The sequence below is a fragment of the Streptomyces sp. NPDC036764 genome (assembly GCF_055609385.1).
On record NZ_JBVJPT010000001.1, the window covers coordinates 1 to 13,935 of the forward strand.

Annotated in this window: 5 protein-coding genes, 1 tRNA gene and 1 rRNA gene; 6 read left to right on the forward strand and 1 reads right to left on the reverse strand. The window is 68.4% G+C overall.

The annotated features are described in order from the left end of the window. The first annotated feature begins 167 nt into the window (after positions 1 to 167). From rrf to ACZ69Q_RS00015, 3 genes are all read left to right on the forward strand, one after another. Positions 168 to 284, forward strand: a 5S ribosomal RNA gene (gene rrf / locus ACZ69Q_RS00005). Positions 285 to 397: 113 nt separating this feature from the next. Continuing rightward, the gene (locus tag ACZ69Q_RS00010) at positions 398 to 1,060 is read left to right on the forward strand and encodes a DegT/DnrJ/EryC1/StrS family aminotransferase (protein WP_471039950.1); all 663 of its coding nucleotides are present in this window, start codon (positions 398 to 400) and stop codon (positions 1,058 to 1,060) included. A gap of 75 nt (positions 1,061 to 1,135) precedes the next feature. After that, a tRNA-Thr gene (locus ACZ69Q_RS00015) sits at positions 1,136 to 1,211 on the forward strand. Positions 1,212 to 1,270: 59 nt separating this feature from the next. On the opposite strand, the gene ACZ69Q_RS00020 is transcribed toward ACZ69Q_RS00015, so the two are convergent. Further along, positions 1,271 to 4,015: a SpoIIE family protein phosphatase gene (locus ACZ69Q_RS00020; protein WP_471033761.1), complete on the reverse strand. Its 2,745-nt coding sequence runs from the start codon at positions 4,013 to 4,015 to the stop codon at positions 1,271 to 1,273. A gap of 379 nt (positions 4,016 to 4,394) precedes the next feature. On the opposite strand from ACZ69Q_RS00020, the gene ACZ69Q_RS00025 reads away from it, so the two are divergent. From ACZ69Q_RS00025 to ACZ69Q_RS00035, 3 genes are all read left to right on the forward strand, one after another. Further along, positions 4,395 to 9,869 carry a HAMP domain-containing protein gene (locus ACZ69Q_RS00025; protein ID WP_471033762.1) on the forward strand — a complete coding sequence of 1,825 codons (5,475 nt, stop codon included), beginning with the start codon at positions 4,395 to 4,397 and terminating at the stop codon, positions 9,867 to 9,869. 244 nt (positions 9,870 to 10,113) lie between these two features. Further along, positions 10,114 to 10,797 carry a response regulator gene (locus ACZ69Q_RS00030; RefSeq protein WP_030949665.1) on the forward strand — a complete coding sequence of 228 codons (684 nt, stop codon included), beginning with the start codon at positions 10,114 to 10,116 and terminating at the stop codon, positions 10,795 to 10,797. 161 nt (positions 10,798 to 10,958) lie between these two features. Continuing rightward, positions 10,959 to 13,697 carry a DNA translocase FtsK gene (locus ACZ69Q_RS00035; protein ID WP_471033763.1) on the forward strand — a complete coding sequence of 913 codons (2,739 nt, stop codon included), beginning with the start codon at positions 10,959 to 10,961 and terminating at the stop codon, positions 13,695 to 13,697. Positions 13,698 to 13,935: the final 238 nt, after the last annotated feature.

The following is a 13,935-nucleotide window of genomic DNA, read 5'->3' on the forward strand; positions in this document are numbered from 1 at the left end:
GTTGATAGGCCGGATCTGGAAGCACCGCAAGGTGTGGAGGTGACCGGTACTAATAGGCCGAGGGCTTGTCCTCAGTTGCTCGCGTCCACTGTGTTGGTTCTGAAACCACGAACAGCCCCACGTCCGGTCACGGCGTGGTGCGGCATCGTTCGACAGTTTCATAGTGTTTCGGTGGTTATAGCGTGAGGGAAACGCCCGGTTACATTCCGAACCCGGAAGCTAAGCCTTACAGCGCCGATGGTACTGCAGGGGGGACCCTGTGGGAGAGTAGGACGCCGCCGAACTCCTTTTATAGGGTTGGACCCGGAACTTTGGTTCCGGGTCCAACCCTTTTTTGTTGTGCGTCACCTGGCGTTCACGTTCCGCAACCAACATCACCCACATGGGTACTGCTGCAATGCTCAGGGCTGCCGGCGTCGGTGTCGGTGATGAGGTTGTCGTACCGGCCTTCGGGAACATCGAAGTCGCCGAGGCCGTGGTCCTGGCCGGAGCGCTGCCGGTGTTCGCCGACATAGACCCGGTGACGTACTGCCTGGACGCCGCCGCTGTCGAGGCGGTTGTCACTCGGCGCACGGCCGCCGTTGTCGCCGTACACCGCTTTGGTCGGTCGGCCGATATCGCGCGGTTGCATGAGATCGGGAAGCGGCACGAGCTGCTCGTGCTGGAGCAGGGGGAGTCCGAGGCTCCCTACGACGAGATCGCTCAGCGCAGGCAGCGGGCCTCGTACCTCGATGCGAAGCTCAAGGGTGTGTACACGCCGGACGGCGGCGACGGGCACACCTACCAGCAGTACGTCGTGCGGGTGCCGGGGAACGGGCGGCCGGATCGGGACGCTTTCGCTCGGGCCGTGCGGGCCAGGGGAGTTGAGTGCCGGGTGCCGGTGAAGACGCCTGTGCATCGGCTGCCCGAGTTCCGGCGGTGTGTGTCTCTGCCGGAGACCGAGCGGGCTGCTGACGAAACGTTGGCTCTGCCGGTTGACGCTTCCCTGACCAAGCGGGACATGCAGCGCATCGTGTCCGTCTGTAACGCGCTCGGAGGGCTGCTTCAGCCCGCGTTCTGAGCGAATTTGGGAGCGCGGCGCGTTCAGGGTATGATCTATTCCGTTGCCGCGAGGGAAACTTCGCAAAGGCAGCAAGCCCCTATAGCTCAGTCGGTAGAGCGTCTCCATGGTAAGGAGAAGGTCAACGGTTCGATTCCGTTTGGGGGCTCCACGCAGAAGGCCCCGCCCAATTGGGCGGGGCCTTTCTCATGCCCTTCTCCCTGCCCCGCCTCAGTCCTTGTGGATGCCCGGCACGCGCATCGCGAGGATCGCCATGTCGTCGGACGGGGCGTCAGAAGCGAAGCGTTCGACGGCGCGCATGATGCGGGCGGCCACCGCGCCCGCCGTGAGGCCGGTGCAGGTCGTGAGGACGTCGGTGAGGCCGTCGTCGCCGAGCATGCGGCTGCCTTCACGGCGTTCGGTGACACCGTCCGTGACGCAGAGCAGGACGTCGCCCGGGTCGAGTGTGACCGTCTGCTCGTAGAGCTCCAGGTCCTCCATGACGCCGAGCAGCGGTTGCGGTTCCGCGGCCGGTTCGACCGTGCCGTCCTGGCGCAGGCGCAGCGGCAGGGGGTGGCCGGCGCAGACCACCTTCAGCTCGGCGCTGCCGTCCTCCTGGGGCCTCAACTCGCCGTAGAGGAGCGTCAGGAAGCGGCTGCGGGCGCCCTCGTCGAGGATCGCGGAGTTCAGGCGCTCCAGGACCGCCGGGCCGCTGAGGCCCTCGCGGGCGAGGAGGCGGAGGGCGTGCCGGGCGAGGCCCGTGACGGCCGCCGCGTTGGGTCCCGTACCGCATACGTCGCCGATGGCGAAGCCGTAGGCGCCGTCGCTGATCGGGAAGAGGTCGTAGAAGTCGCCGCCGACCTCGTTGCCCTCGCCGGCCGCGCGGTAGATGACCTCGACCTCGACGCCGCCGATCTCCGGGAGCTCGGGCGGCAGGAGGCTGCGCTGGAGGGACTGGCTGATGGCCGTGCGTTCGGAGTAGAGGCGGGCGTTGTCCAGGGCCAGGGCGGCCCTTCGGGAGAGGTCCTCGGCCAACTCCAGGATTTCCTGGCGGAAGTGTTCGTCGGTGGGCTTGCCGAGGGTGAGCATGCCGATGACGCGGTTGCGGGCCACGAGGGGCAGGACGACCGTCTCGCCGCCGACCGCGGACGCCGTGGCGAGCGTGGGGCCGATGCCCGCGCTGATGCGGCCGATGGGCTCGCCCAGGCCCAGGCTGCGCATGGAGGTGCGCAGGGCGGCCTGGTGGGCAGACTCGGCCGGGGCCGACCAGACGCGGGCGCCAGGGGTGGGTACCGGGTCCGGCGGGGGGATTTTCGAGAGCAACGACTTGATGCCGTCGATGAGTTCCTCGTCCTCGTGCAGGACGTACGACAGGTACGGCTCCGAGGCCTGGTCGGCGATCGTGTAGACCGCGCACCAGGTGGCGAGGGTCGGGACCGTCATCTGGGCCATCAGGGCGAGGGTCTGGTCGCGGTCCAGGGTGCCGGCGAGGAGGTCGGAGGCCTCGACGAGGAAGCTGAGGGAGCCGCGGCGCAGGCGTTCGAGTTCGCCGAGGCGGGCCGACTCGACCGCGAGCGCGATGCGGTCGGCGGCGAACTGGAGGCGCAGTGCCTCCTCGTTCGAGTATCTGGCGGGGGCCTCTGCGGCGACGCCGAGGGAGCCGGTCAGGCGTCCTTCGACCTTCAGGGGGACCGTGACGACCGAGCGCATGCCGGTGCCCCGCAGGAGGGGTACGGCGCCGGGGACCATGGTGAGGTCCTCGTGGACCGCCGGCATGCGGGCCGAGCCGTAGCGGCCGGGACCTGCTTCGACGGGCACGCGCGCGAAGCGCTGGCGGGCGGAAGGCAGGCCGGTGGAGGCGCGGACCTCCAACTCCGTCTCGTCGTCGGTTGCGAGGAGGAGGAAGGCGGAGTCTCCGTCCAGCATGTCGCGGGCGCGTTCCACCGTGCGCTGGAGGAGGCCGTCGAGGTCGTCCGGGGCGGGCGAGCCGATGAACACCTCGAACGGGTCGGCGCTCGTCCCTTCGGAGGCGGTGTCGGAGGCGGGGACGCGCAAGGGGGTCTGGAGAACGGCGCGTTCGTGGTTGCGGACCAGGAGGCAGACCGTGGAGGGTTCGCCGCCGGTGTCGCGGACCCGGAGGTGGGAGGCGTACACGGGTGTGACGCGGCCGTTGGCGCCCCTGATGCCGTAGCTGCCTTCCCAGCGTGAGAGTTGGAGTGCCTCCGCGATGCCGGTGCTGGTGCCCGGGGTGTGCGGCCAGGCCGCGAGGTCGGTCAGGGGCTTGCCGGTGACCTGCTCGGCCGCGTAGCCGAAGAGTTCCTGCGCGTCCTCGTTCCACGACGAGATGGAGCCCGTGCGGTCGATCTGGATCACCGCGACGCGGACGCGGCCGTCGGCGAGCGGGAGGAGGTCGGAGGGCAGCGACGGGCCGGCGGCGCGGGTGCCCACCGGGCGCTCGGGGAGGTCGAGTTGGAACCAGACCTGCTTGTGCGTCGGCGTGTACTCGACGCCCCAGCGGCCGGCCAGGGCCGCGCAGAGCTGGAGGCCGCGGCCGCCCTCGCGGTCGGGGCTGCCCATGTTGACCGGTGAGCCCTGGAGCGGGATCTCGCGCTCCGGATACCGGTCGGCCACCTCGATTCGTACGCCTTCCTCACTGCGCAGACACAGGACGTCCGCGGAGGTGCCGGCGTGCACGACGGCGTTGGTCACCAGTTCACTGGTGAGGACGACGGCGTCATCGACGATGTCGGCGAAGCCCCAGCCCTGCAATGTGTCGCGGACGAAGGAGCGGGCGCTCGCGACCGATCGCCCGACGGGGTCGAAGCTGGCTGCCGCGCGCGCGGTGATCACTGAACTCCTAGTCCGGTTGTCGACGTGCAGGGCTCCCTGGCCGACCGGCTCGCGCCGCTGGTGCGGCATGTGCGCGCCCGTCGGCCGGTCCGGGGATTGTCCCCCCGGGATCAGTCCGGTGGTCATGTCCGGCTGCCCCTCCGTTGCCCGCTCGTGCTCCTCCTGTCACCGCCCAGTCCGGACGGGACCGGCGCGGCTGGACAGCCGCATGCAAGGTTACTTACCTTCGCGGTCCATGCGGATGCCGGTCTGCAGTGTTTCCGCCCGGAGGGTGTGCGGACCATGTGCGAAGCTGCCGAACTGTTATGGCCGGGTTCAGGCAGGGTGAAACACTGGGCAAGCTTCTTGTGAAGGTCCGGGCAGCCTGAGTGTGATTCGCGTACCGCGGGCAGCAGCACGTGGATGCGGCCTGGTATTACCGGCAGGACTACCCAGCAGTAATGGGTACGCGGAGCAGCAGAACCCGAGCATGGCAGTAACGGTCGACCCCTGCGGGAGGGACACAGTGGAGTCTGGCGCAGCGACGCGGGGCACTAAGACGCGCGCGAAAGGCGGACAGTCGCTGAGGAACGAGCGCAAGACGCGTGGCGGGACCACTGCCGTGGACACGGCTGCCCTGAACCGGCTGCTGGCGGCTCTGGTGTCGATGCGGGACGGGAACTTCCGCAAGCGGCTCACGGTGTCCGGGGACGGCGTGATGTCGGAGATCGCCGCCGTCTTCAACGAGGTGGCGGACCGAAATCTCCACCTCACGGGTGAGCTGGCGCGCGTGCGGCGCATGGTCGGCCGGGAGGGCAAGCTCACGGAGCGGCTGGAGACGGGCGCCTGCGAGGGCTCCTGGGCGGCCGCGATCGACAACTCCAATTCCCTGGTCGACGACCTCGTACGGCCGGTCTCCGAGGTCGGCCGGGTGCTGTCCGCGGTGGCCGAGGGTGATCTGTCGCCGCGGATGGAGCTGCGTACGCAGCCGTCGGACGGGACCGGGCATCCGCTGCGGGGCGAGTTCCTCAAGGTCGGGCGAACTGTAAACAACCTTGTCGATCAGCTCTCGACGTTCACCGACGAGGTCACGCGCGTGGCCAGCGAGGTCGGCACCGAGGGCAAGCTCGGCGGGCAGGCACGCGTGCGTGGGATGTCGGGTTCGTGGAAGGACCTCACGGACTCCGTCAACACGATGGCGTACCGGCTGACGGCGCAGGTGAGGGACATCGCCTTGGTGACCACGGCGGTCGCCAAGGGTGATCTGTCCCGGAAGGTCACGGTGCACGTGGCCGGCGAGATGCTGGAGCTCAAGAACACCGTCAACACGATGGTGGACCAGCTTTCGTCCTTCTCCTCCGAGGTGACGCGAGTCGCGCGCGAGGTGGGTACCGAGGGCGAGCTCGGCGGGCAGGCGCAGGTGCCGGGTGTGGCCGGCGTCTGGAAGGACCTCACCGATTCGGTGAACCTGATGGCCGGCAACCTGACGGCGCAGGTGCGCGGGATCGCGCAGGTGACGACGGCGGTCGCCAACGGTGATCTGTCGCAGAAGGTGACCGTGTCGGCGCGGGGCGAGGTCGCTCAGCTCGCGGACACGATCAATCAGATGACCGAGACGCTGCGGATCTTCGCGGACGAGGTCACGCGCGTGGCCAACGAGGTCGGCGCCGAAGGACAACTGGGCGGTCAGGCCAATGTGCCGGGCGCCGCGGGCACCTGGAAGGACCTGACGGACTCCGTCAACACCGTCTTCCGGAACCTGACCATTCAGGTGCGCGACATCGCCGCCGTGACGACGGCCGTGGCCAACGGTGACCTGTCGCAGAAGGTCACCGTCGACGTGGCCGGCGAGATGCTGGAGCTGAAGAACACCGTCAACGGCATGGTCGACCAGCTCTCGTCGTTCGGTGCCGAGGTCACGCGGGTCGCGCGTGAGGTCGGTGTCGAGGGTGAGCTGGGCGGGCAGGCCCAGGTGCCGGGGGCGGCGGGTACGTGGAAGGACCTGACGGACTCCGTCAACACCGCGTTCCGGAATCTCACCGGACAGGTGAGGAACATCGCCCAGGTGACGACGGCCGTGGCCAACGGTGATCTGTCGCAGAAGGTCACCGTGGACGTCTCCGGCGAGATGCTCCAACTGAAGAACACCGTGAACACGATGGTGGACCAGCTCTCGTCCTTCGCCGACCAGGTCACGCGGATGGCCCGGGACGTGGGTACCGAGGGCCGGCTGGGCGGTCAGGCCGTCGTACCGGGTGTCGCCGGTACGTGGAAGGAGCTGACCGACTCCGTCAACGGAATGGCAGGGAACCTCACTGCCCAGGTGCGCAACATCGCGCAGGTCACCACCGCGGTCGCGCGGGGCGACCTGTCGCAGAAGATCGACGTCGACGCGCGCGGCGAGATCCTGGAGCTGAAGAACACCATCAACACGATGGTCGACCAGCTCTCCGGCTTCGCCGACCAGGTGACCCGGGTGGCCCGCGAGGTGGGTACCGAGGGCCGGCTGGGCGGGCAGGCGCAGGTGCCCGGTGTGGCCGGTGTGTGGCGGGACCTGACCGACTCCGTGAACGGAATGGCAGGGAACCTCACCGCGCAGGTGCGCAACATCGCCCAGGTCGCCACCGCGGTGGCCCGTGGTGACCTGTCGCAGAAGATCACCGTGGACGCGCGCGGCGAGATCCTGGAGCTCAAGAACACGCTGAACACGATGGTGGACCAGCTTTCGTCGTTCGCGGAGGAGGTCACCAGGGTCGCCCGTGAGGTGGGTACGGAGGGCCAGCTCGGCGGTCAGGCCGAGGTGCAGGGCGTCTCGGGTACCTGGAAGGACCTCACCCAGTCCGTGAACTTCATGGCGAACAACCTGACCATTCAGGTGCGCCAGATCGCCGAGGTCACGACCGCGGTCGCCAAGGGCGACCTGTCGAAGAAGATCACCGTCGACGCCAAGGGCGAGATCCTCGAGCTCGTGACGACCGTCAACACGATGGTCGACCAGCTCTCCAGCTTCGCCGAGCAGGTGACCCGGGTGGCCCGAGAGGTGGGCACCGAGGGCATCCTGGGCGGCCAGGCGCACGTGCCCGGCATCACGGGCATCTGGAAGGACCTCAGCGGCAACGTCAACCTGATGGCCAAGAACCTGACCATGCAGGTGCGGAACATCTCCCAGGTCGCGGCGGCCGTCGCCAACGGCGACCTGACGCGGACGGTGACGATCGAGGCGCGCGGTGAGGTCGCGCAGCTCGCCGACACGTTCAACACCATGGTGAAGACGCTGAGTTCGTTCGCCGACCAGGTCACCAAGGTGGCCCGTGAGGTGGGCACGGACGGGATCCTCGGCGGTCAGGCGCACGTACCGGGTGTGGCCGGTACGTGGAAGGACCTCACCGAGTCGGTGAACCAGATGGCGTCCAACCTGACCGGCCAGGTCCGCAACATCGCCATGGTCACCACCGCGATCGCGAAGGGTGACCTGACCAAGAAGATCGACATCGATGCACGCGGCGAGATCCTCGAGCTGAAGACGACGATCAACACGATGGTCGACCAGCTCTCGTCGTTCGCCGAGGAGGTCACCCGAGTCGCCCGCGAGGTGGGCACCGAGGGCCAGCTCGGTGGCCAGGCACGCGTGCGTGACGTCGACGGAACCTGGCGCGACCTCACCGAGTCCGTGAACGAAATGGCAGGAAACCTGACTCGCCAGGTGCGCGCCATCGCGCGCGTGGCGACGGCGGTGACCCGTGGCGACCTGAACCTGAAGATCGACGTCGACGCGTCCGGCGAGATCCAGGAGCTCCAGGACTACATCAACAAGATGATCGCCAACCTGCGCGACACCACGATCGCCAACAAGGAGCAGGACTGGCTCAAGGGCAACCTCGCCCGCATCTCCGGGCTGATGCAGGGCCGCCGCGACATGCACGACGTGGCCTCGCTGATCATGAGCGAGCTGACGCCGGTGGTGACCGCCCAGCACGGCGCGTTCTTCGTCGCCATGCCGCTCCTCGACGGCAAGGACCTGGCTGCCGAGAACGACGAGGCGTACGAGCTGCGGATGCTCGGGTCGTACGGCTATTCGATGGGGTCGATGCCGACGTCCTTCCGGCCGGGTGAGGCGCTCATCGGGACGGCCGCGGAGGAGAAGCGCACGATTCTCGTGGAGAACGCGCCCAGCGGTTATCTGAAGATCTCCTCCGGGCTCGGTGAAGCGCCTCCCGCGCAGGTGATCGTCCTTCCGGTGCTGTTCGAGGGCAAGGTGCTCGGCGTCATCGAGCTGGCCTCCTTCACGCCCTTCACGCAGATCCAGAAGGACTTCCTCAACCAGATCGCGGAAATGATCGCGACCAGCGTCAACACCATCTCGGTCAACACCAAGACCGAGGTGCTGCTGAAGCAGTCGCAGGAGCTGACCGAGCAACTGCGCGACCGGTCGGAGGAGTTGGAGAACCGGCAGAAGGCCCTCCAGGCGTCCAACGCCGAGCTGGAGGAGAAGGCCGAGCTGCTGGCCCAGCAGAACCGCGACATCGAGGTGAAGAACACCGAGATCGAGGAGGCGCGGCAGGTCCTGGAGGAGCGCGCCGAGCAGCTCGCCGTCTCCATGCGCTACAAGAGCGAGTTCCTCGCCAACATGTCGCACGAGCTGCGTACGCCGCTCAACTCGCTGCTGATCCTGGCCAAGCTGCTCGCCGACAACGCCGAGGGCAACCTCTCGCCGAAGCAGGTCGAGTTCGCCGAGACAATCCACGGCGCCGGCTCCGACCTGCTCCAACTGATCAACGACATCCTCGACCTGTCGAAGGTCGAGGCGGGCAAGATGGACGTCTCCCCGACGCGTATCGCGCTCGTGCAGCTCGTCGACTACGTGGAGGCCACGTTCCGGCCGCTGACCGCGGAGAAGGGCCTGGACCTGTCCGTACGGGTCTCCCCGGAGCTGCCGGCCACGCTGCACACCGACGAGCAGCGGCTGCTCCAGGTGCTGCGGAACCTGCTGTCGAACGCGGTGAAGTTCACCGACTCGGGCTCGGTCGAGCTGGTCATCCGGCCCGCCGGGATGGACGTGCCGCAGGTCATCCGGGAGCAGCTCCTGGAGGCCGGATCGCTGACCGAGGCGGACGCGCCGCTGATCGCGTTCTCCGTGACGGACACGGGCATCGGGATCGCGGCCAGCAAGATGCGGGTGATCTTCGAGGCGTTCAAGCAGGCGGACGGCACGACCAGCCGAAAGTACGGCGGTACGGGGCTGGGGCTGTCGATCTCGCGGGAGATCGCGCAACTGCTGGGCGGCGAGATCCACGCGCAGAGCGAACCGGGACGCGGTTCGACGTTCACGCTGTACTTGCCGCTGCACCCGAGCGAACTGCCCCCGCACGGCTACCAGCAGCAGCTTCCGTCCCTCGACGCGGGTGATCTGGTGGCCGCGGCCGACCTGGCGGAGCTGTCGGACGCGGAGATCGAGACGCCCGCGGAGGTGCGGTCGTACCGGGAGACCCAGAACGGCGCCGCAGCGCTCTTCAGGCGCCGTCGCAGGGCCGCGCACGAGCTGGAACAGCGTCCGGCGCAACTGGAGCAGTGGTCGGCGCCGGAGCGGCAGGAAACGGCTCCGAAGTCGCGCCGCGGCATCCGGTTCGGCGGCGAGAAGGTGCTGATCGTCGACGACGACATCCGGAACGTCTTCGCGCTCACCAGCGTCCTGGAGCAGCACGGCCTGTCGGTGCTGTACGCCGAGAACGGCCGTGAGGGCATCGAGGTCCTGGAGCAGCACGACGACGTGGCGGTCGTCCTGATGGACATCATGATGCCGGAGATGGACGGGTACGCGACGACCACGGCGATCCGCAGGATGCCGCAGTTCGCCGGGCTCCCGATCATCGCGCTGACCGCGAAGGCGATGAAGGGCGACCGGGAGAAGGCGATCGAGTCGGGTGCTTCCGACTACGTGACGAAGCCGGTCGATCCGGATCATCTCCTGGCGGTGATGGACCAGTGGATGAGGGATCAGTGACGGCGGCTGAAAGTGTTCACACGGAGTTGCTGACTCAGTGTGCTCGAAGCCGTGTAGAAGTGCGGGATTCGGGGAACCTTCTGGTCTCCTGCTGCGTTTCTGCTACGTGCACAGTGACATCGCGGTGACAGGGTGTGGCGACAGGCGGGGTGCGGCTACCATGACCGGCACGAGGGCGGGCGGCGTAAGGGAGTCGTCCCCTGGGGCGGAGCCCGGTGCACTGCCGGGGCGAGGAGGGCGGGCCATGGTGCAGAAGGCCAAGATCCTCCTGGTCGATGACCGGCCGGAGAATCTGCTGGCGCTGGAGGCGATCCTCTCTGCGCTCGATCAGACCCTGGTGCGGGCATCGTCCGGGGAGGAAGCGCTCAAGGCACTTCTGACGGACGATTTCGCGGTCATTCTGCTGGATGTCCAGATGCCGGGAATGGACGGTTTCGAGACCGCTGCGCACATCAAGCGGCGGGAACGGACCCGGGACATCCCGATCATCTTCCTCACCGCGATCAACCACGGCCCGCATCACACCTTCCGCGGCTACGCGGCAGGCGCGGTGGACTACATCTCCAAGCCGTTCGACCCGTGGGTGCTGCGGGCGAAGGTCTCCGTCTTCGTCGAGCTGTACATGAAGAACTGCCAGCTTCGCGAGCAGGCGGCGCTGCTGCGGCTCCAGTTGGAGGGCGGTGGCGGCAAGGCCGCGGGCGCCGACTCCAAGGAGCCGGCGGGACTGCTGGCCGAGCTGTCGGCGCGGCTCGCCGCCGTCGAGGAGCAGGCCGAGGCGCTGTCCAAGCAGCTCGACGACGAGTCGGCGGACGCGGCGGCGGTGGCCACGGCGGCTCATCTCGAACGCAAACTCACCGGACTGCGGCGGGCGCTGGACGCGCTGGAGCCGGGCACCGGGAGCACCTCGTCGGTGCCCTCGCAGAACTGACCTCGCGTCGGCTCCGGTTGGCGGGCGAGCGGCGCCCGTTCGTCCTGTACGTGACCGGTCCGTGAACCGGCGTCAGTTCGCCGCCCCCGCAAGGGCGACACGAACGGGTGAAGCAGTGGGCACACGTGTCCACTGTCTTCTGCACCGGTAACCTCACACCCATGGCCTCACGTTCCTCCGCAGCCAAGAAGCCGCCCGCAAAGAAGGCGGCCGCTTCCGCGAAGGCTCCGGCGAAGAAGGCCGCCGCCAAGAAAGCCCCCGCGAAGAAGGCGCCGGCGAAGAAGGCCGCGGCCAGGAAAGCCGCGCCGCCGAAGCCCGCGCCCAACCCCACCGGGGGCGTGTACCGGCTCGTGCGCGCCCTCTGGCTCGGACTCGCGCACGCGGTCGGCGCCGTGTTCCGCGGCATAGGGCAGGGGGCGAAGAATCTCGACCCCGCCCATCGCAAGGACGGCATCGCGCTGCTGCTGCTCGGCCTCGCGCTGATCGTCGCCGCGGGCACCTGGTCGAATCTGCGCGGGCCCGTCGGCGACCTCGTCGAGATCATCGTGACCGGCGCCTTCGGCCGGCTCGACCTGCTCGTGCCGATACTGCTCGCGGTCATCGCCGTGCGGTTCATCCGGCACCCCGAGAAGCCCGAGGCCAACGGCCGTATCGTCATCGGCCTCTCTGCGCTCGTCATCGGCGTGCTCGGTCAGGTCCACATCGCCGTCGGCTCGCCCGCCCGCGGCGACGGCATGCAGGCCATAAGGGACGCGGGCGGGCTGATCGGCTGGGGCGCGGCGACCCCGCTGACGCACACCATGGGCGACGTCCTCGCCGTACCGCTGCTCGTGCTGCTGACGATCTTCGGCCTGCTGGTGGTCACCGCCACCCCGGTCAACGCCATCCCGCAGCGGCTGCGGCAGTTGGGTATCAAGCTCGGCATCCTGCCCGACCCCGAAGAGGACGACGAGTACAGCGACGACGACGAGCGCTACGACGACCAGTGGCGCGAGGCGCTGCCCGCGTCGCGCGGGCGCAAGCGGGCTGCGGCGCGTGAGGCGTACGACCCCGACGGAGCCGAGCAGGAGGCCCTCTCGCGGCGTCGGGGGCGCCCGAGGCGCTCCGCGGTGCCGCAGCCCGAGATGAACCGTCCCATGGACGCTGTGGACGTCGCGGCGGCAGCCGCTGCCGCGCTGGACGGCGCCGTCCTGCACGGGATGCCGCCGTCGCCGATCGTCGCCGACCTCACCCAGGGCGTCAGCGTGGGAGACCGCGCGGAGACCACCCCGGTGCCGACGCCCGTCCCGGCCGCGCGGCCCAAGCAGGAGAAGCTCCCGAAGACCGACGTACCGGACCTGACGAAGTCCGGGGTGCCGGACCTCACCAAGGCCGCGCCGGACGAGATGCGCGACCTGCCTCCGCGTGCCGAACAGCTCCAGCTCTCCGGCGACATCACGTACTCACTGCCGTCGCTGGACCTCCTCGAGCGGGGCGGCCCGGGCAAGGCGCGCAGCGCCGCCAACGACGCCATCGTGGACTCGCTCACCACCGTCTTCTCCGAGTTCAAGGTCGACGCCCGCGTCACCGGCTTCACGCGCGGGCCGACGGTCACGCGGTACGAGGTCGAGCTCGGGCCCGCCGTGAAGGTCGAGCGGATCACCGCGCTGACGAAGAACATCGCCTACGCGGTCGCCAGCCCGGACGTGCGGATCATCAGCCCGATCCCCGGCAAGTCGGCGGTCGGCATCGAGATCCCCAACACCGACCGCGAGATGGTCAACCTCGGTGACGTGCTGCGCCTCGCGGCCGCCGCCGAGGACGATCACCCGATGCTGGTCGCACTCGGCAAGGACGTCGAGGGCGGCTACGTGATGGCGAACATCGCGAAGATGCCGCATGTGCTGGTCGCCGGTGCGACCGGTTCCGGTAAGTCGTCGTGCATTAACTGCTTGATCACTTCGATCATGATGCGCGCGACCCCGGAGGACGTCCGCATGGTCCTCGTCGACCCCAAGCGAGTCGAGCTGACCGCCTACGAGGGCATCCCGCACCTGATCACGCCGATCATCACCAACCCCAAGCGGGCCGCCGAGGCGCTCCAGTGGGTCGTACGGGAGATGGACCTTCGCTACGACGACCTGGCGGCGTTCGGATACCGGCACATCGACGACTTCAACGAAGCCGTGCGCAACGGCAAGGTGAAGGCGCCGCAGGGCAGTGAGCGCGAGCTCCAGCCGTACCCGTACCTGCTGGTGATCGTCGACGAGCTCGCCGACCTGATGATGGTCGCGCCGCGTGACGTCGAGGACGCGATCGTGCGCATCACGCAGCTCGCGCGCGCGGCCGGCATCCACCTGGTGCTCGCGACGCAGCGCCCCTCCGTGGATGTCGTCACCGGTCTGATCAAGGCGAACGTGCCCTCGAGGCTCGCCTTCGCCACCTCCTCGCTCGCCGACTCCCGGGTCATCCTCGACCAGCCCGGTGCCGAGAAGCTGATCGGCAAGGGTGACGGACTGTTCCTGCCGATGGGCGCCAACAAGCCCACGCGTATGCAGGGCGCGTTCGTGACGGAGGAAGAGGTCTCGGTCGTCGTCCAGCACTGCAAGGACCAGATGGCGCCCGTCTTCCGGGACGACGTCACCGTCGGGACGAAGCAGAAGAAGGAGATCGACGAGGAGATCGGCGACGACCTCGACCTGCTGTGCCAGGCGGCGGAGCTGGTGGTCTCCACGCAGTTCGGTTCGACGTCCATGCTCCAGCGCAAGCTGCGCGTCGGGTTCGCCAAGGCGGGGCGCCTGATGGACCTCATGGAGTCCCGCGGCATCGTGGGCCCGAGCGAGGGGTCCAAGGCTCGTGACGTTCTTGTGAAACCTGATGAGCTGGACGGAGTGCTCGCCGTGATCCGCGGGGAGGCATAAAGCGAGCCCGACGCGGAATACGGGATGCAGTGGTCGCCTCGCGGGCGGTGGGTGGGCGATGAGCCGATGCCCGATCGTGACTCACCCGTAAGGGATCATTGAGCAACCGTTCCCCTTCGGCGTACGTCAAGTTGAGCGAAGAGACAAACAGGTACCCCACCATCAGCGTGTCCGGCCATTCTGATGGCGTATAAAGTCCCACCGCCCGGTTGCCCCACCCTTTCGTTACCCCCCTAGA

Coding starts and splice junctions, on each gene's coding strand:
- ACZ69Q_RS00010 (WP_471039950.1), top strand. CDS start 398: ATGCTCAGGGCTGCCGGCGTCGGTGTCGGTGATGAGGTTGTCGTACCG.
- ACZ69Q_RS00020 (WP_471033761.1), bottom strand. CDS start 4,015: ATGACCACCGGACTGATCCCGGGGGGACAATCCCCGGACCGGCCGACG.
- ACZ69Q_RS00030 (WP_030949665.1), top strand. CDS start 10,114: ATGGTGCAGAAGGCCAAGATCCTCCTGGTCGATGACCGGCCGGAGAAT.
- ACZ69Q_RS00035 (WP_471033763.1), top strand. CDS start 10,959: ATGGCCTCACGTTCCTCCGCAGCCAAGAAGCCGCCCGCAAAGAAGGCG.